This is a genomic window from Staphylococcus pettenkoferi (genome assembly GCF_002902685.1).
Classification (GTDB): domain Bacteria; phylum Bacillota; class Bacilli; order Staphylococcales; family Staphylococcaceae; genus Staphylococcus; species Staphylococcus pettenkoferi.
The window spans coordinates 65,988-90,673 of the sequence record NZ_PPRN01000028.1 but is presented as its reverse complement, the minus strand read 5'-3'; the positions used below and the strand labels follow the sequence as shown (position 1 = coordinate 90,673).

The window sequence follows — 24,686 nt, the reverse complement described above, 5'->3', positions numbered from 1 at the left end:
TATAGAGATATTCGTGCCTTTTTTGGTGTATAAAGAAAATTAACGGCTAGTGATTTTTTATCACCAACCATTAAAAGTGTACAGCCATTTCTCGTCGGCAGTCTTATTTATGTTAGCTGTGCTTTCTAACACAAATCCTTACGTTAAATCTTCTCAAGTTAATTTGACTAAAATGATAGAAAAATCTTTCGTAATCATTTATGCTTTTAAGAGAGAACGATTGAATAGAGGTAGGTTGCGTTGTTAAAAAGATTAAAGGAAAGATCAAATGATGAAAAAATAAGAAACACCATGAATAAACGTATTCGTTTTATCTTTGGTGTGATTGTATTTATTTTTGCCATCATCGTACTGCGATTAGGTTATTTACAAATCGCACAAGGTTCTCACTATAAAGAACAAATCAAAGATAGCGAAAACATAACAGTAAATGAGTCCGTGCCTCGAGGAAGAATTCTCGATCGTAACGGCAATGTATTAGTAGATAATGCTTCGAAAAAAGCTATTACATATACGAGAGGTAAGAAGACATCACAAGGAGAAATTCTTAAAACAGCAAAAAAATTATCTTCTCTCATCGATATGAAAACAGATAAGATTACTAAAAGAGATAAACAAGATTTCTGGATTCAACTTCATCCAGAAAAAGCGCAATCCATGATGAAACGTGAAGAGAATTTACTCAACGATGGCAGTATTTCTCAAGATCAGTTCGACAAAGCACAACACAATAAGATCGGAAAGAAAGAGCTTGATAGTTTATCTAAGAAAGATTTACAAGTACTCGCAATTTATCGAGAAATGATGGCTGGTTCCACATTAAATCCACAAACCATCAAGAATGATGACGTTTCTGATAAAGAATACGCTGCAGTTTCACAAAAACTTTCCGACTTACCAGGTGTAAATACAACTATGGATTGGGATCGTAAATATCCTTACGGCAAAACGTTAAGAGGGGTCTTCGGTGATGTCTCAACACCTGAAGAAGGTATACCGAAAGAGCTAACGGATAAATACTTGTCCAAAGGCTATTCACGTAATGACCGCGTCGGCAAATCTTACCTCGAATATCAATACGAAGATGTGTTGAAAGGTAAGAAGAAAGAGATGAAATACACGACTGACAAATCAGGTGAGGTCAAAGACTCTAAAGTCGTCAACCCTGGTTCACGCGGTGATGATCTCGTCTTGAGTATCGACATAGACTTACAGAAAAAGACAGAAGAATATCTTGAGAAACAAATTAAGAAACTTCGTGGCGAAGGTGCCAAAGATATGGATAAAGCGATGATTGTCGTTCAAAATCCTAAAAATGGAGATATTCTCGCTATGGCAGGTAAACAAATCGATAAAGACGGTAGTCTCACAGATTACGATATCGGCAACTTTACGAGCCAATATGCAGTAGGTTCTTCAGTCAAAGGTGGTACGTTACTTGCAGGCTATCAAAATAATGCAATTAAAGTCGGTGAGCACATGATTGACGAGCCATTGAAATTCAGTGGCGGCTTAACGAAGCACTCATACTTCAACCAACACGGTCGCAAGGATATTGATGATAAAGAAGCGCTCATGCATTCATCCAACGTTTATATGTTCAAGACAGCGTTGAAACTTGCCGGCGATCCATATACACCGAATATGTCTCTACCTAATAACATTACAGAGGCTGGTCAAAAATTACGTAAAGGACTTAACCAAGTAGGTCTAGGAGTTAAGACAGGTATTGATCTACCTAATGAGACAAACGGCCAAATTGAGCCGTTAAATACGAACTCTGGTAACTACTTAGATTTAGCGATTGGTCAGTATGATACTTATACACCAATGCAGCTCTCTCAATATGTTTCAACAATTGCTAATGATGGTTATCGCGTTCAACCTCATATTGGTTTAGAAGTGAGAGATGCAACAAACAAAGATGAAGTCGGCCCACTGAAACATAAGATTAAAGGTAACGTCTTAAACCGTATCAATAATACGTCTGATGAACTTAGCCAAGTTCAAGAAGGCTTCAAGATGACCTTTAATAAGATTGATGGTACAGGCTATCAAAGTTTCCATAATACTGACGTGACTTCAGCAGGTAAGACAGGTACTGCAGAGGTTTACCAAGATGGTCATCCTCGAGTTAACTCCACATATATTGGTTATGCACCTGCTGACAAACCGAAATTAGCGTTCAGTATTGTGTATACGAACCAACCCGTGCCTGAACCATGGCTCAACGGTGGAGACTTAGGTCGCGATGTCATTAATTATTATTTTAAAAATCATAAAGACTGATGATTTGAGAAGAGTAAAAACGGCTTGAAAAAGGGTAGAATGTTAAATAATACTTTTCATTTTCTCTTTGAAGTGGTATCATAAATTAGTCGTATTATGAAGAGATAAGGAGGAACACAACATGCGCGTAGATATTACATTAGCTTGCACAGAATGTGGTGACAGAAACTACATTTCTACTAAAAACAAGCGCAATAACCCAGAACGTATTGAAATGAAAAAATTCTGTTCACGTGATAACAAACACACTTTACACCGTGAAACTAAATAAGAAATTTTCGAGTACCAAGTTCTTCGGAGCTTGGTACTTTTTTAGGAGCAAGACAGAAATCTTTGATTTCGTTGTCTGGCCTCGCACAGTTGACTCGTGTTTGAGGCAGCACCTGCGACCTCAAATGCAGAGAACTTCTGCGCAATTATTGAATTAGAATTAATGGAGCAAATCTTTATAATATAACGGTAAACTTTTAAATATACATAAAGTTTTGATTTCGTCGTCTTGGCTTCCACTAATATCAAAACATTCCAATAAACAAAGCTTACTTTACTCAGACTTGTGAGTTAAATTAATTATAAATTCAACACTTGTAATTATAGTCAGTTCAAGAAAACAATATTTCATTTCATAATTTGTCCTTAAAGTAATTTTATCTACCGTGGTGACAGCCCTGAAATGACATCGCCTCAGAGAAACGTTATAATATATTTAGTTTATATAAAGAAGGTGTAAGCATGTCTAAGAAGTCGTTAAGAAAGGAAACGCTTCAACAAATGAAAGCGTTAGATAAAGAAACCAAACAACGTGCTGATGAAGACTTAGCTCAGCAACTTTATGAAACGGATCAATTCCAACAAGCGCACAAAGTGGGAATCGTATTATCAATGCCACATGAAGTGAACACCACACCTATCATTGAACACATGCTTGAACATGGTAAAGAAGTGTACGTTCCTGAAACAGACTATGCGCACAAGGAAATGAATTTCAAACACCTCCCACACATGGATGCGATAGGCCCAGATGATAAAGGAATCAATCATGTGACAGAGGATACACCGCTATGTAATCATCTTGATTTAGTGATTGTCCCTGGAGTAGTGTTTAGAGACGATGGTTATCGGATCGGCTACGGAGGCGGTTACTTCGATAAATACTTAACCGATCATCAACCTCCAACTTTAAGTTTAATCTATGATATTCAACGCCATGACTTTGCACCTGAAAGTCATGACCAACCAGTCGATCGAATGATTGAAACTACAACTTAAGCGGAGGCACAAATGAATATAGAAAGAAACTATTGGAAACTTATCTATTTATGGATAAAATATAAGAACTATCATCTAGTTCATGATAATAAAGACCATACCGAGATTTGGCTTGCTAATCATCAAACGAAGAAGGTAGCCATCTTTCAGTACGGTGCAAGTTCAACACAAGATGTGCGTTTTATTAAAGAACGAATCGATGAGCACCATTCAGATATTACTCAGTTTCTCAACTTTACACCGAAACAGTATAATGTATTTATACTTACTGACAAAGGTTTCGCGCATGAGAACTTAGATAGTCATCATAGCCATAAATATCGTTTCAAAATATTGCGTGAGAAATCTGATGTTGATCGAGTCACTTCTAGTCTGGGATTACGCTTGGCAAGCCGCTTCGAAGACAAGAAGACGAAATCCCATTATCGAAAGCAAGCATTAAATACTAATCCTATTGAGAAACATATGTTGAAGTTTGCGCCAATTACGTATGGTTTGATTGCGATTAACGTTTTTATTTGGCTCATCATGTTTTTAGTTCTGAATCGTTTTTCAGACTTCAAACTTTTAGATGTGGGTGGATTAGTTCATTTTAACTTTGTTCATGGTGAATGGTATCGACTGATTACTTCGATGTTTCTACACTTTAACTTTGAACATTTACTCATGAACATGTTGAGTTTGTTCATCTTTGGTAAAATTGTTGAGTCTATCGTCGGCCATTGGCGCATGTTAGTGATTTACTTGTTCGCTGGTTTATTCGGTAACTTTGCGTCATTATCTTTTAATACGCATACTGTATCTGCTGGCGCAAGTGGCGCAATATTTGGACTCATTGGTGCTATTTTTACATTTATGTACTTAAGTAAGACGTTTAATCGTAAATTAATCGGTCAATTACTCATTGTATTAGTTATCCTAATCGGTATTTCAATATTTATTCCAAATATCAATATTGTGGCGCATCTTGGTGGTTTAATTGGCGGCATCTTAATCACGCTAATGGGTTATTACTTTGAGCATAATCGTACTGGATTTTGGATTGTCTTGATTATTACACTTGTACTCTTTTTAGCAGCTCAAATCCGAATCTATACCATTCAAGAGAAGAATATTTATAACCATATTATTACCAGTGAAATGTCAGCTGGGCATTATGACAGTGCAGAGAGTATGGTGAAACACACAATTGCGAAGCACTATGATGACGATGAAACCTATTATCTTAAAGGATTAATTACTGCAAGCAAACATTCAAAGACCGAAGCGATTGCAGATTGGCAACGCGGTTTACGTGAACATCCGAACTCAGGTATTTTAAACTATGAACTGGCGATTGCTAGTCGTGCGATTGATAATAAAAGTAAAGCCAAAAGCTATATTAAAAAAGCTGTCAAAGCTGATCCGAATAAGGATGCTTATCAAAGGTTAAAGAAAGAGTTGGATGATTAGTATGCCTAAAGAAATTCAGTCTTTCTATGATGTCTTACAATTGTTAAAGCAGTTTGGATTTATCATTTACTTCAAAGATCCTAACGATTATTTGGAAATGATTGAACAAGAAATTAAGCAGCTTTATCAATATGAGTTGATATCCAATGAACAATATCTTCAATGTAAATTAATTATTAGTCAAAGAAGGAAGTAGAATTATGTCAAAAATCATTTTAGCGGCAGATGTTGGTGGTACAACATGTAAACTAGGACTATTTGATGAGAAGATCAATCAGATTCATAAATGGTCTATTAAAACAGATACAACGGATCCTACAGGGTACAAGCTACTAGAACAAATCTATCAATCTTTCGAAGAACAACTATTTGCGCATGACTACGACTTTGCACAAGTCATTGGTGTGGGTATAGGCGTGCCTGGTCCCGTAGATTTCGAATCAGGTATCGTCGATGGGGCAGTCAATCTCTATTGGAAAGATCGTGTTCACGTACGTGAGATGTTCCAACAATTCGTGGATTGTCCGGTTTACGTCGATAATGACGCTAACGTTGCAGCACTAGGTGAGAAACATAAAGGTGCAGGTAACGAAGCTGACGATGTGGTTGCTATTACACTAGGTACAGGACTCGGTGGCGGTATTATCTCAAATGGAGAAATTGTTCATGGACACAAAGGTTCTGGTGCAGAAATTGGTCACTTCCGTATCGATCAAGATCAGCGTTTCAGATGTAATTGCGGTAAGTCAGGTTGTGTAGAAACGGTCGCATCTGCAACAGGTGTCGTCAATCTCGTTTACTTTTACTATCCGAAACTGACATTTAAATCTTCTATTCTCGAATTAATTAAAGAACATAAAGTAACAGCGAAAGACGTGTTCGATGCAGCTAAAGCAGGCGACCAATTCTGTATCTTTATCACTGAGAAAGTCGCTAACTATATCGCTTATGTATGTAGTATTATCAGTGTAACAAGCAATCCGAAATACATCATACTTGGCGGCGGCATGTCCACAGCAGGACCGATATTGATTGAGAACATTAAGACTGAATACCGCAACATCACTTTCACACCTGCACAACATGAAACGGAAATTGTTCAAGCTCAGTTAGGTAACGATGCAGGTATCACCGGTGCAGCAGGCTTGATTTACACTTATGTGATTGAAAAGGGAGGAGTTAAATAATGGCAATTGTAGACGTAGTTGTTATACCAGTAGGAACTGAAGGCCCAAGTGTGAGTAAATATATTGCAGAAATTCAAACTAAACTCGAGGAATTTAAATCTGAAGGCAAGATAGACTATCAACTTACACCAATGAATACATTAATTGAAGGTGACTTGAAAGACTTATTTGAAGTCGTACAAGCAATTCATGAGCTACCGTTTGATAAAGGACTCGATCGCGTTTGTACCAACCTTCGTATCGATGACCGCAGAGATAAATCTCGTAAGATGAATGATAAACTTGCTTCAGTACAAAAGCACTTATCTAACCAAGGTGATCAATAATGCAAATTTCTCATTTAACTTTAGGTATTGCTAGTACGAATACGTATTTTATTGAAAATGATCATGAGCTCTTACTCGTAGACCCTTCAAGCGAAAGTGAGAAGATCTTAGCACGTCTTAGAGAAATTGATAAACCACTCATTGGGATTATTCTTACTCATGCGCATTTTGACCATATTGGTGCGTTAGATGATATCCTAGCAGAATATGATGTCCCTGTGTATTTAAATGAAGAAGAATTTGACTTCTTAACTGACCCTGAGAAGAATGGTGCTGCTAAATTTAAACAATATGGTTTACCTGAAATTACGAGTCAAGCTCATCCAACAAATCTTCAAGAAGGTTCTACACAAATAGGCGATTTTGCCATAGAGGTTCTACACACGCCAGGACATTCTCCAGGCAGTTTAACTTATGTCTTTGATGAATTTGCCGTAGTCGGCGATACGCTCTTTAATGGAGGTATTGGTCGTACAGATTTATATCGTGGTGATATGGAGACACTTATCGATAGTATTAAATTTAAGTTGTTTGAACTCGATGAAACCTTACCACTTTATCCAGGACACGGACCTTCTACTACTGTTGAGGGTGAGATAGATAATCCCTACTTACTCGGCTTTTAAAAGTTTTTCAAATTCATAAAAGTAAAATCATCACCTCCTACGTGTATATATGTAGGAGGTGATTTTTTGAAACTATTATTCAAAGAAATGATTTCAAGGGCAATTAAGCACGAAGCGTCGGATATTCACTTTATCCCATCAGAAGAGGAAGTATTTGTGAAATTTCGTATCAATGATAACCTGCAGAGTTTTGAATCAATTCAACACGAAACTTATACGAAATTACTAACGTATATGAAGTATTTGGCAGGCCTCGATGTGTCAACCCATATCATCGCACAGAGCGGTCGCTATTTATTCAAAGCTAAGCGACCTTATTATTTACGTATTTCGACATTGCCACTGTCCTTAGGGATTGAAAGTTGTGTTATTCGTTTAATACCGCAATACTTTGAACAGCATTCTGAAACGAAACACGGCGACATTTTGTATAAGTTGATGAATAAGAAACAAGGTTTGATTCTCTTTAGTGGGCCAACAGGATCAGGTAAAAGCACTTTAATGTATCAGATGATTAATTACGCTAAAGATCAATTAAATTTGAATATCATCACTGTGGAAGATCCGATTGAACAAAAAATAAATGGCATTACTCAAATCTCGATTAACGAAAAGGCGGGGATTAACTATGCGAGTTCCTTTAAAGCGATACTACGCTGTGATCCAGATATCATACTTATCGGTGAAATTCGTGATGCTAATGTAGCGAAATATGTGATTCAAGCAAGTATGAGCGGGCACCTTGTCCTTTCAACAATTCACGCGAATGATTGTAGAGGTACTTTACTTCGTCTGTTGGAAATGGGGATATCTGAACAAGAAATTAAGCAAGCGTTGATTAATATTACGAATCAACGTCTCATTCCTATCAGCGATGATAAGCGAGAATTGGTCTGTGAAATGATGATGAAAGAGGATATCGCTTACTTTTTCGAGCACGAGCAAACGATGCCTTATACTTTCCAGAATTTATCTTACATTCTTAAAGAAATGTCGAAAGAAGGTGTTATTTGTGAAGACACCGTCGATCGATATCTCTAAATTGTTCCATCTTAAACCTTTATCTACACTTGATCAAATTGACTTCTTAAAGCGTCTCGCAGATCTATTAGCACACGGTTTCACTTTATCTGAAGCCATACACTTTCTACTACAACACCTTCATATACGTCGACAAGAAACGCGTCAACAGATCACTCAAGCATTACAGCAAGGTTCAGGATGCGCAACGCTTCTAGAACTATTACATTATCCTCAAACCATAGTGATGCAAGTGTATTTTGCTGAGTTATTTGGGGAACTGAATACTTGTTTAATTTCTAGTATTGATTATATGGAAAGACAACGACAAGCGAAACAAAGCTTACTCAAGACGTTGCAATATCCTATTGTACTGCTGTCTATATTTATTGTGATGCTTATTGTCTTAAATCAGACAGTCATTCCAGAATTTCAGAATCTCTACGAAACGATGGACGTTAATTTGTCAGCTTTCCAAAAGGGGCTCACTCAGTTCATCGTTCTATTGCCTCCCAGTCTATTTGTCACTTTTATCATTGGCAGTTGTGTCACATTGCTACTCATAGTATTCTATCAGCGCTTATCACCACCATCTCGAATTCAGTTCGTACTTCACATTCCCTGCCTTAAGCACTATTTCAAGTTATTAAAGACGTATCGTTTAGCAACTGAATTCTCTTTGTTTTATCGTAATGGGATTTCACTGAATAAAATTGTTGAAATTTATACTTCTCAGACGAAAGATGCTTACCTTAACTACTTAGGGCATTATATTTTAGAACACACTGAAGCAGGCTCTCCATTAGGGCAAACTTTAGCGTCACTTAAATGTTTCGAAAGTGAATTAATTACCTTTATCGAACAAGGTCAAAAGAAAGGTAAACTTGATATTGAACTCAAACTCTATAGTTCGATACTTATCGCAAAGATTGAACGTAAAATACTCAAGCAACTCAAATTCGTGCAACCTATTATTTTTGGGTTACTTGCATTTTTAATTGTCGCATTATACCTCGTCATCATGTTACCAATGTTTGAACTTATGCAAACGATTAAATAGGAAAGGAATCACCATGAAGAAACTACACAAACGTTATTTAAAATCGGCTTTTACACTTATAGAAATGTTACTCGTACTCCTCATTATCAGCTTACTCTTAATATTAATCATCCCGAATATAGCGAAACAGTCTCAACACATTCAAACGACAGGGTGTGATGCACAAGTTAAGATGGTTAATAGTCAGATTGAGGCTTATACACTTAAAAACGACCATAAACCTGACTCCATCGACGACTTAATTAGAGAAGGCTATATCAAAGAACAACAGAAGAAATGTAAAAATGGCCAAGCGATAGCAATTCAAAATGGAGAAGCGCGTGCATCTTAACGCCACGAAAGCTTTTACGTACGTAGAGCTGCTATTCGTCCTCTTTATTATCAGTATCTTAATGTATCTCCAAACCCACGCTTCTCTACTCAATACAAATTATACTAAGACTAACCAAAAACGCATGACACAGTTAATTAGTCATTTAAACCTCTATAAATCTAAAGCAATACACGATCAAAAATCAATTATTGTCTTGTTTAAAAAGGGCACCAATCAAATTGAAATTAAAGAACAGGGTGCAACAAAAAAATCTACAATTACACTTCCTAAAGGAACAATTATGAATAAATCAAACCTCGATTATATTAATTTCGATAAAAAGGGCGAAGTGAATCAATTTGGTTCAGTTTACATCTATTATGACAAAGAAATCTATCGTTTAATATTCCACATTGAGAAAGGGCGAATTCGTTATGAAAAAGTCTAAAGTAAAAGGGAGTCTATTAATGGATGGCTTACTATCTTTAAGTACGCTCTCTATATTATGCTTACTATTATTTCCATTGATGTTACGAATGAATCATACACTTCAAGAGAAACACCATACTATGGAGATGAAACGCTTATTAGCAGCACTCATTTCTAGAGAACAAAAGCTAGAATTGATGAAAGGTTTAAAAATCAAGCAATATGAGATCTACTATCAACACAAAGATTTATGTATCTCTGATAAAGAAACTGAAATATGCTATCCGAAATAATTATAAAGCATTCACCTATATTGAATTGCTACTCGCACTAACGATTACAATCATTATTCTAACTATCTTGCCGCTGATCATTAATAGTACGAAATTCTTCGACTACCATCTCAGCACTAATAGTGATATCGAACTTGAACTCTTTGCAAGAGATTTAATAGCGGATTTTTCGACTAGCCCTTCTCTCGACATTGAGAATCACTCGACATCCTCATCAATATTTGATAGCAAAGGTTTATGCAAATATAGTTATAAGAATGGTAAGATCATCAAGACAGTAAATGGTAAAGGCAATGTAACTGTATTAAATCAAGTCACTCAGTTTAAAGTTCGTAAAGTTAAAGCTCATCTTATTGAGGTCGATATTCGTCTTAGGGACAAAGGAGTGATGTATCATAAGCAATTTTACGTATAAAGTTAAAGGCTACATGTATCCTTTTGTGATGGGGGTATTTATGCTATATTTATCAGTAATCTCAATTTACACTGTTCAATATAGTATTAAACTAAAAACGTTAGATAATATCGAACATGATTACGATCGGTTAATCAAAACATCACACTTAAAGGAAGATCACATTGCCAAAAAACATTAGATTACCGCTAATATTAATAGGATTCATGGGAGTAGGTAAGACGACACTCGGTGAATATATTGCTTCTACTTATCAGTTATCATATGTGGATTTAGATCATTATATCGTCGAACAAGAACAAATGACTATTCCCGCTATTTTTAAACAATATGGAGAGCAACACTTTAGACGCTTAGAAGCTCACTATTTACAAGAATGCATTCAACAATTTGAAGTTATAGCTACAGGTGGTGGAATTATAGAAGGTGCCCAATCTATAGAAATCCTTAACAAGCAATCTAACATCGTGTGGTTAGACTGTGATTTAAAGATTGTATATGACAGAATTCGTAACGATCCTAATCGGCCGAATGCTAATAATAAGTCACTTTATGACTTAAAAAACTTGTATTCAGACAGATATTCAAGATATAATGAAATCGCATTCATCAAAGTGAATAGTAATCAATCTCTTAAAGATTTGCATGATGAAATCTTTAATGAGTTATCTTGCGATTGATCAGTGTTAGAGAGAATGATTGTATTCTTTGTTGAATATAATCATCGCCGAAGGTGCAAGTAAATACGAATCTCTCAGGCAAAAGGATGACACTGTGACGCATTCCTGAAAGATTCTGACAGGATAGCTTAGGCTATCCTGTCTTTATTTTTAAAAATAATTAATAGGGGGCTTCAAGATGTCTAATGAACTTAAGAAGACACCACTTTATCAAGCGTTTGTCGATAGTGGTGCTAAGATTGTCGAATTTGGTGGATGGGCCATGCCTGTTCAGTTCTCTAGCATTAAAGAGGAGCACAATGCTGTACGTACAAATAAAGGGTTATTTGATGTCAGTCACATGGGTGAAGTACTCATCAAAGGACCTGAAGCATCACAATTAGTTCAATATTTATTATCAAATGACACTGATAAGTTAGAAATTGGTAAAGCTCAGTATACAGCTCTTTGTAATGAAGAAGGTGGCGTTATTGACGACTTAATCACTTATCAAATCGGTGATAATGAGTATTTACTTGTCGTAAACGCTGCTAATACAGATAAAGACTTTGAATGGATGAAATCACACTCAGATCAATTTGATGCAGAAGTTTCAAATGTTTCTGATCAATACGGTCAACTTGCAATCCAAGGTCCTAAAGCGAGAGATCTTGTACAAGACTTAGTAGATGTAGACGTTTCAGAAATGAAACCATTCGAATTCAAAATGGATGTTACGATTTTCGGTAAAAATGTGATTCTTTCTCAATCTGGTTATACAGGTGAAGATGGATTCGAAATTTATTGTAAATCTGAAGATGCCTTAGATATCTGGAATGGCTTCTTAGAATACGATGTAGAGCCATGTGGCTTAGGTGCGCGTGACACGCTTAGATTAGAAGCTGGTCTACCACTTCATGGTCAAGATTTAACAGAATCTATTACTCCATATGAAGGTGGTATTGCATTTGCAGCTAAACCACTTATCGATGCTGATTTCATTGGTAAATCAGTACTTAAAGATCAAAAAGAAAATGGTTCTAAACGCCGTACAGTAGGTATCGAAATGATCGGTAAAGGTATTCCACGAACTGGTTATACTGTAATGAATAAAGATGGCAAAGAAATTGGTGAAGTGACTTCAGGAACGCAATCACCATTATCTGGTAAAGCTATTGGTTTAGCTATCATTGACCGTGACGAGTTCGAAATGGGCAAAGAAATTGTCATTCAAGTTCGTAAACGTCAAGTTGATGCTAAAATCGTTAAGAAAAATCAAATTAGCAAATAATGAAAGGGTGTAAATCTTGAGTCATCGTTATATTCCATTAACTGAGAAAGATCGTAAAGAAATGTTAGATACTATAGGTGCTGAGTCCATTCAAGACTTATATGGAGATGTACCTAAAGAAGTCTTACTTGGCAGAGAGTTAAACATTCCAGATGCAGAACCTGAAACAAGCTTAATGAAACGTTTAACTCGTATTTCAAATAAAAACATTACTAAAGAAACACACGCTTCATTCCTCGGAGCAGGCGTGTATGATCACTATGCTCCAGCAGTAGTAGATGCTATGATTTCAAGATCTGAATTCTATACTGCTTATACACCATACCAACCTGAAATTTCTCAAGGTGAACTACAAGCTATTTTTGAATTCCAAACATTAATCTGTGAACTCACAGATATGGATATTGCTAACTCATCTATGTATGATGGTATGACTAGCTTTGCAGAAGCTTGTATCCTTGCTTTTAACCAAACTAAGAAGAATAAGATTGTCGTATCTAAAGGTTTACATTACCAAGCACTTCAAGTACTTCACACTTACGTTAAAGTAAGAGACGAGTTTGAAATTGAAGAAGTTGACTTAGATGGTACAATCACTGACCTCGACAAACTTGAAGCAGCTGTAGACGACAACACAGCAGCAGTTGCCGTTCAATATCCAAACTTCTACGGTTCAGTTGAAGATTTAGAAAAAATCCATTCATTCATTGAAGATAAAAAAGCATTGTTCATCGTCTATGCAAACCCATTAGCTCTAGGATTACTTACTCCTCCAGGTAGCTTTGGTGCTGATATCGTTGTAGGTGACACACAACCATTCGGTATTCCAGCTCAATTCGGTGGACCACACTGTGGTTACTTCGCGACAACTAAAAAATTAATGCGTAAAACACCTGGTCGTTTAGTAGGTCAAACTGAAGACGAAGACGGTAACCGTGGTTTCGTATTGACTTTACAAGCTCGCGAACAACATATTCGTCGTGACAAAGCGACTTCGAATATCTGTTCTAACCAAGCACTTAATGCACTTGCTTCATCCATCTGCATGTCAGCATTAGGTAAGCAAGGTATGTACGACATTGCGTTAAGAAACTTCGAAAATGCGAATTACGCGAAAAATCAATTCAAAGAAGCAGGCTTTGAGGTTTCTGAAGCACCAAGTTATAACGAATTCGTAGTTAAATTTGATCAACCTATTTCTGAAATCAACAAAGCGTTAGTTGATGAAGGATTCATCGGCGGTTTCGATTTAGGTGAAGCAAGTTCAGACTTCACTAATCACATGCTCGTTGCCGTGACTGAATTACGCACTAAAGATGAAATCGATTCATTCGTGAAGAAAGCAGGTGAGTTAAATGGTAGTAAGTAAATCTAGGCCTCTAATCTTTGAACGTTCTAGAGAAGGACGTTATGCATATTCTTTACCTCAGAAAGAAGTTGAATCTCAATCAGTAAATGATGTTTTTGATGAGAAGTTTATTCGTAAAGAGAAAGCAGAACTTCCTGAGGTTGCTGAATTAGACCTTGTACGTCATTATACAGAGCTATCAAATAAAAACTTCGGTGTAGACTCTGGTTTCTATCCACTCGGCTCTTGTACGATGAAATACAATCCTAAAATTAATGAAAAAGTAGCGCGTTTAGGTGGCTTCGCTGAGGCACATCCATTACAAGATGAATCACAAGTTCAAGGTTCACTTGAAATCATTCATAGCTTACAAGAAGAACTTAAAGAAATTACAGGTATGGACGAAGTTACACTGCAACCAGCAGCTGGTGCTCACGGTGAATGGACAGCGTTAATGATCTTCAAAGCTTACCATCAAAAAAATGGTCAAGGTCACAGAAACGAAGTCATCGTTCCAGACTCAGCGCATGGTACAAACCCAGCTTCAGCAGCATTTGCTGGATTCAAAGCTGTCACTGTCAAGTCCAACGAACGCGGTGAAGTAGATATCGAAGACTTAAAACGCGTCGTTAACGAGAATACTGCTGCTATTATGTTGACTAACCCTAATACGTTAGGTATCTTCGAGAAAAATATCATGGAAATCCGTGAAATTGTCCACGAAGCAGGCGGCTTACTTTACTATGATGGTGCCAACCTCAACGCAATTATGGATAAAGTACGTCCAGGAGACATGGGCTTCGATGCTGTACACTTAAACTTGCATAAGACATTCACAGGCCCTCACGGTGGCGGCGGACCAGGTTCAGGTCCAGTAGGTGTTGTTAAAGAATTAGCAAGCTATCTACCAAAACCACTCGTAGTTAAAGATGGCGACCACTACCGTTACGAAAACGAAATTGAAAATTCAATTGGACGAGTTAAACCATTCTATGGTAACTTCGGTATTTACCTAAGAGCGTACACTTATATTCGCACAATGGGCAACAAAGGTTTACAAGAAGTTTCAAAAGCAGCTGTGCTTAACGCGAACTATATTAAAGCACGTCTTAAAGATGAATTTGATATTCCATTCGAACAATACTGTAAACACGAATTTGTACTCAGTGGTTCAAAACAAAAAGAACACGGTGTGCGTACTCTCGACATTGCAAAACGCTTGTTAGATTTCGGTGTACATCCACCTACAATTTACTTCCCACTCAATGTGGATGAAGGTATGATGATTGAGCCTACAGAAACTGAATCTAAAGAAACATTAGATTACTTCTGTGACGCGCTCATCCAAATTTCAGAAGAAGCGAAAAATGATCCAGATAAAGTACTTGAAGCGCCACATCATACAATCATTGATCGCTTAGATGAAACGAAAGCTGCGCGTAAACCGGTATTAAAATTTGACGGTTTACACGCTGAAAAAGAATAACTCTGAAATCACTATTTCAGGCATGAAAAAAGCAATCCTCTTCAGGATTGCTTTTTTCAATACATTATTTTTTAGATTTGATTTTACCTGTCCACTTTTTATAGCCGCCTTTAAGCATGTAAATGTCTTTATAGCCATTCTTCTTCAAGATTCTCGCGGCACGATAGGCTGCGACACCATTTGCATCGGCTAAGTAAATAGGCTGGTCCTTTCTCAAACCTTGGAATCTTTGTTTAAACATCGTAATTGGGATATTACGTGCGCCGTTAATATGTCCATAATCATAGTCCACTTTCTCACGCACATCGATGACTTGCGCTTTACGTAAACCTTTATGGAACTCATTCTGATCTAACTCAGTCACAGCACGTTTGTTCCAAATCATTTGTATAACCATGTATAAAATGATGATGACGATGATGATTAACGCAATGTATACAAAGTTACTCATCTTGCATCCTCCCTCATAAATCGCTATTATATATTATAAGACTGTGAATGCAATTTATCAAAATTTTTATTGCATTTTAACGTTGTCGGGCATACTTTAAATCAATTAGAGTCATGCTAATTATATTGGTTAGGGGTTTTAATTGTGGTAGAAACTTGGAATTTCATCAATACAGGTAGTCGTGATCCATACTACAATATGGCAATGGACGAAGCGTTGTTAAACATTGTGTCTCGTGGAGAAATCGATCCAGTTATTCGCTTCTACACTTGGGACCCTCCCACATTATCTGTAGGTTATTTTCAACGTTTAGAGAAAGAAATTGATATCGATAAAGTTAAAGAGAAAGGGTATGGACTTGTCAGACGCCCAACTGGGGGAAGAGGCGTACTTCATGACAAGGAACTGACTTATGCTGTCATTGTCCCTGAAGATCATCCCGAAATGCCGCGTACAGTAACTGAAGCTTACAAAGTTATTTCTCAAGGCTTGCTCGAAGGTTTTAGAAGCCTTGGCTTTGATGCTCACTTCTCTGTCCCGCGTTCGGAAGAGGAGCGTGCTAAATTACGACAACCTCGTAGTGCCGTGTGTTTCGACGCACCAAGTTGGTATGAGCTTGTAGTGGAAGGACGTAAGATCGCAGGAAGCGCGCAAGTACGTCAGAAAGGCGTAATTCTTCAACATGGTTCACTCTTACAAGATGTAGATATCGATGATTTATTCGACATGTTCAAGTTCAAGAATAGTCGTTTGAAAGATAAAATGAAAAAAGCATTTCTTGATAAAGCTGTAGCTATGAATGATATTTCTGATGAGCACATCACTTTGGAACAAATGGAAGATGCCTTTGCTACTGGTTTTAAAAAAGGTTTAAACATCGACTTTAAACCACTACAACTGACTGACGCTCAAGAACAAGAAGTCCAAGAAATTGCTGAAAAATATAGATCTGATGATTGGACGTATCGCAAATAAAAGTAAAACCTTCTGAAGTTGCCAAATAACTTCAGAAGGTTTTTTAACTTCTATTTAATGTTTGTTGCGTCGTTTATATTTACGTTGCGCACGTTTATACTTTCGTTGATCTTCTGTAAGGAAGAAGAAGTAATAAATTAAATAGATAATCACTCCGATGATCGCTAGCGTAATCAATGATCGAATGATGCTATAGAAGAAGACATCAAAATTCATAATCAATCCGAATGCAGCGATGATGATGACAATGTAGAATAATACATTTCTCAAAAATGAACACTCCTATAATACTTAGAAACTAATTTAGCTTGTAATTATTGATCTAACTTAATTTGTGATAATTTCTTTTGGCCACTGGAAATTTTCTTTTTATCTTTTTTACTATAGCCGTCTTGAATATCATCAAAAGCTTTAGTTAAATCTTTATGTAACTTAGAAATTGACTTATCTTTTTTCTTGTCGTCGGCAGACATATCATCTTTATTTAGATTCTCAGTGTAGTGGTCACGGGCTTGATCTAAATCTTCGACCATACCGTTGATTTTCGATTCTACCTTCGAACTATGTTTATTTGCCTCAATGTCTTTTTTCTGATCATGGTATTCGTTTAACACGTCAGTGATATCTTTATAATACTGAGAAGAAGTCTTATAGTTAGAAACCTTCTTATGATTCGACTTCGCTTGCTTCATATTGCTTTTATCTTTCTGCAAAGCTTTAATCTTCTCTTCATGCTGAGATTTTGACTGTTGTAATTCTTGAATCTCTAACTTCATTTTATGATTTTTATCACGTAAATCTGTTGTTTTCTTTTCGAGTTGTGTTAAATTTTGGCTTCCACAGCCTACTAGTAAAGTAGACGCACATAGTACAGCAATTAATTTCTTCTTCATTATTTTGCTCCTATAAAAAATCAATAACTATTCATTTTAAACCTAATTATGCTATCATTTTAAGGTATAAGCAGGAAAAGTACAAACTTAAAGGACGGGGGAATGATCATGGATAGACTAGAACAAGTGAAGCAATTATTGAGCGACAAACACTTAGATGCGCTCGTTGTACTGTCAGATTTCAATCGTCGGTATTTATCTCAATTCACAGGTACGAGCGGGGCATTGATTATCACGTCAGAGAAGAGAATCTTGCTCACTGACTTTAGATATATGGATCAAGCTTCACAACAAGCTACCGAATTTAACTTCATTAATCAGGATGGAAACTTACTTGATGCAATTAAATCACATTTACAAGAGTTAAATGTAGAAAATGTAGGTTTTGAAGGGAATCTTGTCTCATATGATACGTATCTAAAACTCAGTAAAGCACCAATTAGCTTAATTAGCGTTTCAGGTGCCATCGAAGAAATTCGTGAAGTCAAAACTCAAGACGAAATTCAAATTATTCAAAAAGCTGCTGAGATAGTCGATGAAGCATATGACTATATCCTAACGGTTATGAAAGCGGGCATGACGGAACATGACGTTAAAGCGAAACTTGAAAGTAAAATGCTTGAACTCGGGGCTGAAGACACATCATTCGATACGATTGTAGCATCAGGCTATCGTGGTGCTATGCCACATGGTGTCGCAAGTGACAAAGTCATTGAAGATGGTGACTTAATCACTTTAGATTACGGTGCTTACTACAAAGGTTATGCCTCAGATATTACACGTACATTTGCTGTGGGTGAACCTGATGAAAAACTTAAAGAAATTCATCAAATCGTGCTTGACGCTAATCTTAAAGCGATTGAAGCAGCCAAACCAGGTATGAAAGCGAGTGAACTCGACGCAGTAGCCAGAGACTATATCAGTGAGAAAGGCTACGGAGACTATTTCGGTCATTCCCTAGGCCATGGCATTGGTTTAGATGTTCATGAAGGGCCAGCGCTTTCACGTCGCAGTGATAGCACGCTTAAAGTGAATCAATGTGTTACAATAGAGCCTGGTATTTATCTCGAAGGTTTAGGTGGCGTTCGTATTGAGGATGATATCTTAATCACTGAAAATGGTTGTGAACGCTTTACTAAATCATCGAAAGACCTTATTATTTTATAATGAAAGCGTTAATGAGGAGGAAACTGAATGATTTCGGTTAATGATTTTAAGACAGGATTAACTATTTCTGTAGACAATGGAATTTGGAAAGTTGTCGATTTCCAACACGTGAAACCAGGTAAAGGTTCTGCCTTTGTACGCTCTAAATTACGTAACCTTAGAACAGGTGCGATTCAAGAGAAGACATTTAGAGCTGGTGAGAAAGTAGAACAAGCGATGATTGAGAATCGCCGCATGCAATATTTATATGCTGATGGTGACACTCATGTCTTCATGGACAATGAAACATTCGAACAAGTAGAACTTCCTGGCGACTACTTACAAGAAGAATTGAAATTCTTAAAAGCAAATATGGACGTTCAAATTCAAAGTTACGAAGGTGAAATTATCGGAATCGAGCTTCCGAAAACAGTTGAACTTGAAGTAACAGAAACTGAACCAGGTATTAAAGGTGATACTGCTACAGGTGCTACTAAATCTGCTACTGTTGAAACAGGTTACACTTTAAACGTGCCATTATTCGTTAACGAAGGCGACGTACTTGTTATCAACACTAGCGATGGTAGTTATGCATCACGCGCGAATACATGATGCCGAGTAAGCTCACGTATAAAGCATTCTAATTATTTTGGCAAGCGCAACATAATTTATATATTTTACAGGTCCAAGCACGCATCATTGTGTGTCTGGGCCTTATATTTTTGTCGTGTTCACAACCTTAATATCACACTTACTGAGATAGTGCGAAAATCCATCAAGACTGAAACAAACGCATTTTAAACAAATTCTATTTCATTTGAATAAAACTAAAGACGTATACATAGACTTGAATTGAATATTCCACTCAAGTAAAATAGAATAGATAGATGAAACCAAACTGAAGGAGTCAGTAGTATGAATTTTAAAGAAATAAAAGAACTTATCGATATACTTGATCAATCAAGTTTAACTGAGATTAATATAGAAGATAAAACAAATGTTGTTAATTTAAAGAAAGAAAAAGAAACTGAAATTATCACTCCTCAAATTAGTTCACAACAACCCGTACAACAGTATGCTGCACCTACAGAATCTCCAGCTCAACCAGCACCGAGTGCGCAAGATAGTGAAGCGTCTGCTCAAGCAGATGACGATGCTCAAACAATTACAGCACCAATGGTAGGTACATTCTATAAATCACCATCACCAGAAGAGAACCCGTACGTACAAGTAGGTGATAAAGTGTCTAATGATACAACAGTTTGTATCCTAGAAGCGATGAAGTTATTCAACGAAATCCAAGCAGAAATCTCTGGAGAAATCACAGAAATCTTAGTCGAGGACGGCCAAATGGTAGAGTATGGCCAGCCGTTATTCAAGGTGAAGTAAGATGAAGAAGATATTAATTGCTAACCGCGGAGAAATTGCGGTACGCATTATTCGTGCATGTCAAGAGCTAGGATTACAAACGGTTGCTATATACTCAGAAGGCGACAAAGATGCTTTACATACTCAAATTGCAGACGAAGCATATTGTGTCGGGCCTACGCAATCTAAAGATTCCTACTTGAACATACCTAACATACTTTCTATCGCTACCTCTACAGGTTGTGACGGTATCCACCCAGGTTACGGCTTTTTAGCTGAAAATGGAGATTTCGCAGAGCTATGTGAAGCGTGCCAACTTCAGTTTATTGGACCAAGTTACGAATCTATTCAGAAGATGGGGATCAAAGACGTGGCTAAAGAAGAAATGAAACGTGCCAATGTTCCTGTTGTACCTGGTAGCGAAGGTCTCGTTGAAACAATTGATGACGCGAAAGACTTAGTCAAAGAGATTGGCTATCCAGTGATTATCAAAGCAACTGCTGGCGGTGGCGGTAAAGGGATCCGCGTAGCTCGCAACGAGAAAGAGTTAGAAAATGGCTTTAAGATGACACAACAAGAAGCCGAAACTGCTTTCGGTAATGGCGGCTTATATTTAGAGAAATTCATCGAGAATTTCAGACATATTGAAATTCAAATCATGGGTGACAAACACGGTAACATCGTCCATCTCGGCGAAAGAGATTGTACGATTCAACGCCGTATGCAGAAACTTGTTGAAGAAGCACCATCTCCAATTCTCAGCGAAGAGAAACGTGTTGAGATGGGTAATGCAGCTATTCGTGCAGCACAGGCAGTTAATTATGAAAATGCAGGAACAATTGAGTTTATCTATGATTTAGATACGGATGATTTCTACTTTATGGAAATGAACACGCGTATCCAGGTTGAACACCCAGTTACAGAAATGATCACAGGTGTGGATTTAGTGAAGCTACAGCTGAAAGTAGCAATGGGCGAAGAGATTCCATTTAAGCAAGAAGATGTCACTATCAATGGACACGCCATGGAATTTCGTATTAATGCTGAGAATCCATACAAAAACTTCATGCCTTCACCAGGTAAGATTACGCAATATCTTGCGCCAGGAGGATTCGGTGTGCGTGTAGAATCAGCATGTTATACCAATTACACGATTCCACCATATTACGATTCTATGGTCGGTAAATTAATCGTGCATCAACCGACGAGAGATGATGCCATTATGTCTGGTTTACGTGCGTTAAGTGAATATCTCGTGTTAGGCATTGATACAACAATTCCTTTCCATATGAATCTCTTATCGAATGACATCTTTAGAAGTGGGGAATTTAACACGAAATTCTTAGAGAAATACAATATTATGGATGATGACACTGAACATTCATAAGTAGATAAAAAATACATTTTGAAGGAGTTTATCATGAGTCGTAGAGAATCTAGAACACAAGCTTTTCAAACTCTATTTCAATTAGAAGTTAAAAATAATGACTTATCTATAGCTGAAGCTGTGAATTTCATTAAAGATGATAAAGACGAAGATGATATTGATTTAGATTTTATCAACTGGCTCGTTACAGGAGTGAAAGATCACGAGAGTGTCTTAGATGAGAAGATTGCACCTTATTTACAAGACTGGACACTCGATCGTTTACTTAAAACCGATCGCATCATTCTGCGCATGGCGACATTTGAACTTATGAATGGCGACACGCCTGAAAAAGTCGTGATTAACGAAGCTGTAGAATTGACTAAACAATTCAGTGATGACAATCATCATAAATTTATTAACGGGGTCTTAAGTAATATTAAATAAAGCGTGGTGGTGGTATGACAGATTATCTCAGCGTTTCTGCTTTAACTAAATATATTAAGTACAAGTTTGATCAGGATCCACATCTTCAAACTATCTTAATTAAAGGTGAATTATCTAATTTTAAAAAGCATACGAGTGGTCACCTCTACTTTAACGTCAAAGACGACAATAGTGTCATCAATGCGACGATGTTTAGAGGTAACGCATCTAAACTTGGCTTTACACCTAAAGAAGGTGACGAAGTACTGATTGAAGCACGTGTTTCGGTATTTGAGAAGAGAGGAAATTATCAACTTTATGTCAATAAGATGCAGCTAGACGGCATTGGTATTCTTTATCAGAGACTAGCTGAGCTTAAAGAGAAGTTACGTAAAGAAGGCTTGTTTGATGATGTCAATAAAAAGCCAATACCACAGTTTCCTTCAAGCATAGCAATACTCACTGCAAGTACAGGTGCAGCCATTCGAGATATTTATTCTACATTAAACAGCCGCTATCCGTTAGTTAAACAAGAATATATCAGTACATTAGTACAAGGAAAGCAAGCGAAAGATGATATCGTGGCTAAGATTGAACAAGCCGATCAACTCGGTGTAGATGTGATTATCCTCGGTCGTGGTGGAGGTTCAATTGAAGATCTATGGAACTTTAATGAAGAAGAGGTTGCACGTGCAATTTACAACTGCCAAACGCCGATTATTTCTGCAGTAGGTCATGAATCGGACTATACTATTAGCGATTTAGTCGCGGATGTTCGAGCCGCTACACCCACACATGCTGCTGTACTTGCTACGCCAGATCAGTTTGAACTGATGCAACAACTCAAACAAGTACAATTATCTATGACGCGTCAGATACAACAAATCATTAAACAGCAACGCAAGCGCTTAGATTATTTAGCATCTTATTATAAATTTAAGACGCCATCTTTACTTTACGATCAACAAATTCAACGTCGTGATGAGTTAGAAAAGCAATTAAATCTTAATTTAAAAATGCAATTGACACAGGCAAGACAAGATTTACGTTTGGTTTCTCAAAAATTTAATTTGCGTTATCTATTGAACGATATTAAACAATATCAAAGTCATGTAGCGCGTTATCAACAAGTACTTGTTCAACGCTTGCGACAGATGTTATCTCATAACGAAACGCAACTCAAGAATAAAGTAGAATTGCTCAATAACTTGAGCCCAACAAACGTCATGTTACGGGGTTACTCTATCATTAGTAAAGATGATCAAGTCGTAACAAGTGTGGATCAAATTAGTAAAGGCGATCAGTTGAATTTAGCTATGAAAGACGGAAATATTAAAGCTTCTGTAGAGAAAGTGGGTAAAAATGATGAGTGAAGAAAAGCAAAGTTTTGAAGAAATGATGAAAGAATTAGAAAGTATCGTCAATAAATTAGACAATGAGACGGTATCACTTGAAGAGTCTCTCGATTTATATCAACGTGGTATGAAGTTATCTGCCTCTTGTAATGAAACTTTGAAAAACGCAGAAGAGAAAGTCAATGAACTTGTCAAAGACGAGGCGTCAAATAATGAAGGTGATAATAACAATGAATCAACAAATGACTGAGTATATTAACCTCATTAATTCGCATCTTCAAAAAGCAGTAAGTGATACGCATCTGAATACCGATTTAGAAGAAAGCATGCGTTACTCTCTCGACGCAGGTGGCAAACGTTTACGTCCACTATTGGTACTTTTAACACTTCATACGTTAAATGAAGACGTAAATCAAGGGTTAGACACTGCGTTAGCGCTAGAGATGATCCATACGTACTCTCTTATTCATGACGATTTACCAGCAATGGACAATGATGATTATCGCCGTGGACAACTTACTAACCATAAAGTTTATGGTGAATGGAAAGCGATTCTTGCTGGAGATGCGTTACTCACTAAGGCATTTGAAATCATCTCTACTGATTCTAAGTTAGCACCTGAGACAAAGGTTCAACTCCTTGCACGACTATCCAAAGCGAGTGGACATCAAGGTATGGTTGGTGGCCAAGTGCTCGATATGCAAAGCGAGAATGCAGATATTGATTTAGAGACCTTGCAACAAATTCATCGTGCTAAGACAGGTGCTTTATTGAAATTTGCAGTTATGGCTGCTGTTGATATTGCTCAACCTACGACAGAAATCGCGCAAGCGTTAGAAGCTTACAGTGAACATCTCGGCTTAATGTTTCAAATTAAAGACGATTTGTTAGACGTTTACGGAGACCAAGATAAACTCGGTAAAGCAGTCGGTAGCGATGTGACCAATCATAAAAGTACTTATGTCTCTCTATTAGGAAAAGAAGGGGCAGAAGAAAAATTACAGCATGAAGCTGATAGTGCATATCGTAATTTGGAAACACTTCAACCTCAATACGATACGTCACATTTAAATGAAATTATTCAACTTTTTGTACAACGTGATCATTAACATGAAATTAACGTTGATAGACCTAAGTTCCATTTGGGAGCAAGTTGGCTCTCATGGAACTTCTTTTATTGAGACACCAATCAAGTAGAGGTGACAATTCAAGTTCATCTAGTGCTTGTTGAAAGTTTATCCAA

The 24,686-nt window shown here is 37.0% G+C and carries 30 protein-coding genes and 1 riboswitch; of the genes, 27 read left to right on the top strand and 3 right to left on the bottom strand.

Translation table 11 applies throughout. From position 1 onward, the window contains the following. The first annotated feature begins 240 nt into the window (after window positions 1-240). The 18 genes from CD126_RS06125 to gcvPB all read left to right on the top strand — a co-directional run bounded on the left by CD126_RS06125 (window position 241) and on the right by gcvPB (window position 15,463). Window positions 241-2,289 (top strand): peptidoglycan D,D-transpeptidase FtsI family protein, encoded by a 2,049-nt coding sequence (locus CD126_RS06125; protein ID WP_049405263.1) that lies wholly within the window; start codon window positions 241-243, stop codon window positions 2,287-2,289. Between the two features lie 121 nt (window positions 2,290-2,410). Continuing rightward, window positions 2,411-2,560 carry a 50S ribosomal protein L33 gene (gene rpmG / locus CD126_RS06120; protein ID WP_002472489.1) on the top strand — a complete coding sequence of 50 codons (150 nt, stop codon included), beginning with the start codon at window positions 2,411-2,413 and terminating at the stop codon, window positions 2,558-2,560. Window positions 2,561-3,021: 461 nt separating this feature from the next. Beyond that, the gene (locus CD126_RS06115; RefSeq protein ID WP_103370191.1) at window positions 3,022-3,558 is read left to right on the top strand and encodes a 5-formyltetrahydrofolate cyclo-ligase; all 537 of its coding nucleotides are present in this window, start codon (window positions 3,022-3,024) and stop codon (window positions 3,556-3,558) included. A 12-nt stretch (window positions 3,559-3,570) separates the two neighbouring features. Beyond that, window positions 3,571-5,010: a rhomboid family intramembrane serine protease gene (locus CD126_RS06110; RefSeq protein WP_103370190.1), complete on the top strand. Its 1,440-nt coding sequence runs from the start codon at window positions 3,571-3,573 to the stop codon at window positions 5,008-5,010. A gap of 1 nt (window position 5,011) precedes the next feature. Next, window positions 5,012-5,206, top strand: a complete 195-nt coding sequence (locus CD126_RS06105; protein WP_049405258.1) for a YqgQ family protein — start codon at window positions 5,012-5,014, stop codon at window positions 5,204-5,206. Between the two features lie 4 nt (window positions 5,207-5,210). After that, window positions 5,211-6,197: an ROK family glucokinase gene (locus CD126_RS06100; protein ID WP_049405257.1), complete on the top strand. Its 987-nt coding sequence runs from the start codon at window positions 5,211-5,213 to the stop codon at window positions 6,195-6,197. Beyond that, on the top strand, window positions 6,197-6,523 hold the full coding sequence (locus CD126_RS06095; protein WP_002472477.1) for an MTH1187 family thiamine-binding protein: 327 nt from the start codon (window positions 6,197-6,199) through the stop codon (window positions 6,521-6,523). The genes CD126_RS06100 and CD126_RS06095 overlap by 1 nt, the downstream gene beginning before the upstream one ends. After that, window positions 6,523-7,149, top strand: a complete 627-nt coding sequence (locus CD126_RS06090; RefSeq protein WP_049405255.1) for an MBL fold metallo-hydrolase — start codon at window positions 6,523-6,525, stop codon at window positions 7,147-7,149. Before CD126_RS06095 ends, CD126_RS06090 begins: the two co-directional genes overlap by 1 nt. A 66-nt stretch (window positions 7,150-7,215) precedes the next feature. Next, on the top strand, window positions 7,216-8,190 hold the full coding sequence (gene comGA / locus CD126_RS06085) for a competence type IV pilus ATPase ComGA (RefSeq protein ID WP_049405253.1): 975 nt from the start codon (window positions 7,216-7,218) through the stop codon (window positions 8,188-8,190). Next, a complete protein-coding gene (gene comGB / locus CD126_RS06080; RefSeq protein ID WP_049405252.1) occupies window positions 8,162-9,229 on the top strand; it encodes a competence type IV pilus assembly protein ComGB in 1,068 nt (355 codons plus the stop codon). The genes comGA and comGB overlap by 29 nt, the downstream gene beginning before the upstream one ends. A gap of 13 nt (window positions 9,230-9,242) precedes the next feature. Beyond that, a complete protein-coding gene (comGC, locus tag CD126_RS06075; protein ID WP_002472491.1) occupies window positions 9,243-9,560 on the top strand; it encodes a competence type IV pilus major pilin ComGC in 318 nt (105 codons plus the stop codon). After that, entirely contained in the window at window positions 9,550-9,990 is a 441-nt protein-coding gene (gene comGD / locus CD126_RS06070) for a competence type IV pilus minor pilin ComGD (protein WP_103370189.1), read from the top strand. The genes comGC and comGD overlap by 11 nt, the downstream gene beginning before the upstream one ends. Continuing rightward, window positions 9,977-10,264, top strand: coding sequence for a hypothetical protein (locus tag CD126_RS12120; protein ID WP_088606290.1), 288 nt, complete (start codon window positions 9,977-9,979; stop codon window positions 10,262-10,264). Before comGD ends, CD126_RS12120 begins: the two co-directional genes overlap by 14 nt. A 25-nt stretch (window positions 10,265-10,289) precedes the next feature. Continuing rightward, window positions 10,290-10,679, top strand: a complete 390-nt coding sequence (locus CD126_RS06060) for a ComGF family competence protein (protein ID WP_169931256.1) — start codon at window positions 10,290-10,292, stop codon at window positions 10,677-10,679. Between the two features lie 206 nt (window positions 10,680-10,885). Further along, a complete protein-coding gene (locus CD126_RS06055; RefSeq protein WP_049405250.1) occupies window positions 10,886-11,359 on the top strand; it encodes a shikimate kinase in 474 nt (157 codons plus the stop codon). Continuing rightward, a riboswitch (glycine riboswitch) is annotated at window positions 11,356-11,459 on the top strand. It overlaps the preceding gene by 4 nt. 78 nt (window positions 11,460-11,537) lie before the next feature. Further along, on the top strand, window positions 11,538-12,629 hold the full coding sequence (gcvT, locus tag CD126_RS06050) for a glycine cleavage system aminomethyltransferase GcvT (protein WP_002472490.1): 1,092 nt from the start codon (window positions 11,538-11,540) through the stop codon (window positions 12,627-12,629). 16 nt (window positions 12,630-12,645) lie between these two features. After that, on the top strand, window positions 12,646-13,998 hold the full coding sequence (gcvPA, locus tag CD126_RS06045) for an aminomethyl-transferring glycine dehydrogenase subunit GcvPA (protein WP_002472479.1): 1,353 nt from the start codon (window positions 12,646-12,648) through the stop codon (window positions 13,996-13,998). Next, on the top strand, window positions 13,985-15,463 hold the full coding sequence (gene gcvPB / locus CD126_RS06040) for an aminomethyl-transferring glycine dehydrogenase subunit GcvPB (protein ID WP_103370187.1): 1,479 nt from the start codon (window positions 13,985-13,987) through the stop codon (window positions 15,461-15,463). The genes gcvPA and gcvPB overlap by 14 nt, the downstream gene beginning before the upstream one ends. Before the next feature lie 64 nt (window positions 15,464-15,527). On the opposite strand, the gene CD126_RS06035 is transcribed toward gcvPB, so the two are convergent. Further along, window positions 15,528-15,914, bottom strand: a complete 387-nt coding sequence (locus CD126_RS06035) for a rhodanese-like domain-containing protein (RefSeq protein WP_049405247.1) — start codon at window positions 15,912-15,914, stop codon at window positions 15,528-15,530. 144 nt (window positions 15,915-16,058) lie between these two features. Here CD126_RS06035 and CD126_RS06030 point away from each other — a divergent pair, with 144 nt between their 5' ends. After that, on the top strand, window positions 16,059-16,889 hold the full coding sequence (locus CD126_RS06030; protein ID WP_049405245.1) for a lipoate--protein ligase family protein: 831 nt from the start codon (window positions 16,059-16,061) through the stop codon (window positions 16,887-16,889). Window positions 16,890-16,943: 54 nt separating this feature from the next. Here the strand turns inward: CD126_RS06030 and CD126_RS06025 are convergent, their stop codons facing one another. Both CD126_RS06025 and CD126_RS06020 read right to left on the bottom strand, forming a co-directional pair. Continuing rightward, a complete protein-coding gene (locus CD126_RS06025; protein ID WP_049405244.1) occupies window positions 16,944-17,159 on the bottom strand; it encodes an SA1362 family protein in 216 nt (71 codons plus the stop codon). Between the two features lie 44 nt (window positions 17,160-17,203). Next, window positions 17,204-17,782: a hypothetical protein gene (locus CD126_RS06020; protein ID WP_049405243.1), complete on the bottom strand. Its 579-nt coding sequence runs from the start codon at window positions 17,780-17,782 to the stop codon at window positions 17,204-17,206. Between the two features lie 108 nt (window positions 17,783-17,890). Between CD126_RS06020 and CD126_RS06015 the strand changes: the two genes are divergently transcribed. The 8 genes from CD126_RS06015 to CD126_RS05980 all read left to right on the top strand — a co-directional run bounded on the left by CD126_RS06015 (window position 17,891) and on the right by CD126_RS05980 (window position 24,552). Next, window positions 17,891-18,949: a M24 family metallopeptidase gene (locus tag CD126_RS06015; RefSeq protein WP_103370186.1), complete on the top strand. Its 1,059-nt coding sequence runs from the start codon at window positions 17,891-17,893 to the stop codon at window positions 18,947-18,949. Between the two features lie 27 nt (window positions 18,950-18,976). Then, on the top strand, window positions 18,977-19,540 hold the full coding sequence (gene efp / locus CD126_RS06010; protein WP_002472500.1) for an elongation factor P: 564 nt from the start codon (window positions 18,977-18,979) through the stop codon (window positions 19,538-19,540). A 303-nt stretch (window positions 19,541-19,843) separates the two neighbouring features. After that, a complete protein-coding gene (accB, locus tag CD126_RS06005; protein ID WP_049405241.1) occupies window positions 19,844-20,317 on the top strand; it encodes an acetyl-CoA carboxylase biotin carboxyl carrier protein in 474 nt (157 codons plus the stop codon). Window position 20,318: 1 nt separating this feature from the next. Then, window positions 20,319-21,683 carry an acetyl-CoA carboxylase biotin carboxylase subunit gene (accC, locus tag CD126_RS06000; protein ID WP_103370185.1) on the top strand — a complete coding sequence of 455 codons (1,365 nt, stop codon included), beginning with the start codon at window positions 20,319-20,321 and terminating at the stop codon, window positions 21,681-21,683. A gap of 33 nt (window positions 21,684-21,716) precedes the next feature. Next, a complete protein-coding gene (gene nusB, locus CD126_RS05995) occupies window positions 21,717-22,109 on the top strand; it encodes a transcription antitermination factor NusB (protein ID WP_002473162.1) in 393 nt (130 codons plus the stop codon). 14 nt (window positions 22,110-22,123) lie between these two features. Next, window positions 22,124-23,461: an exodeoxyribonuclease VII large subunit gene (gene xseA / locus CD126_RS05990; RefSeq protein WP_049405239.1), complete on the top strand. Its 1,338-nt coding sequence runs from the start codon at window positions 22,124-22,126 to the stop codon at window positions 23,459-23,461. After that, entirely contained in the window at window positions 23,454-23,693 is a 240-nt protein-coding gene (locus CD126_RS05985) for an exodeoxyribonuclease VII small subunit (RefSeq protein WP_002473176.1), read from the top strand. The genes xseA and CD126_RS05985 overlap by 8 nt, the downstream gene beginning before the upstream one ends. Beyond that, window positions 23,674-24,552, top strand: a complete 879-nt coding sequence (locus CD126_RS05980; protein ID WP_103370184.1) for a polyprenyl synthetase family protein — start codon at window positions 23,674-23,676, stop codon at window positions 24,550-24,552. The genes CD126_RS05985 and CD126_RS05980 overlap by 20 nt, the downstream gene beginning before the upstream one ends. Window positions 24,553-24,686 lie beyond the last annotated feature (134 nt).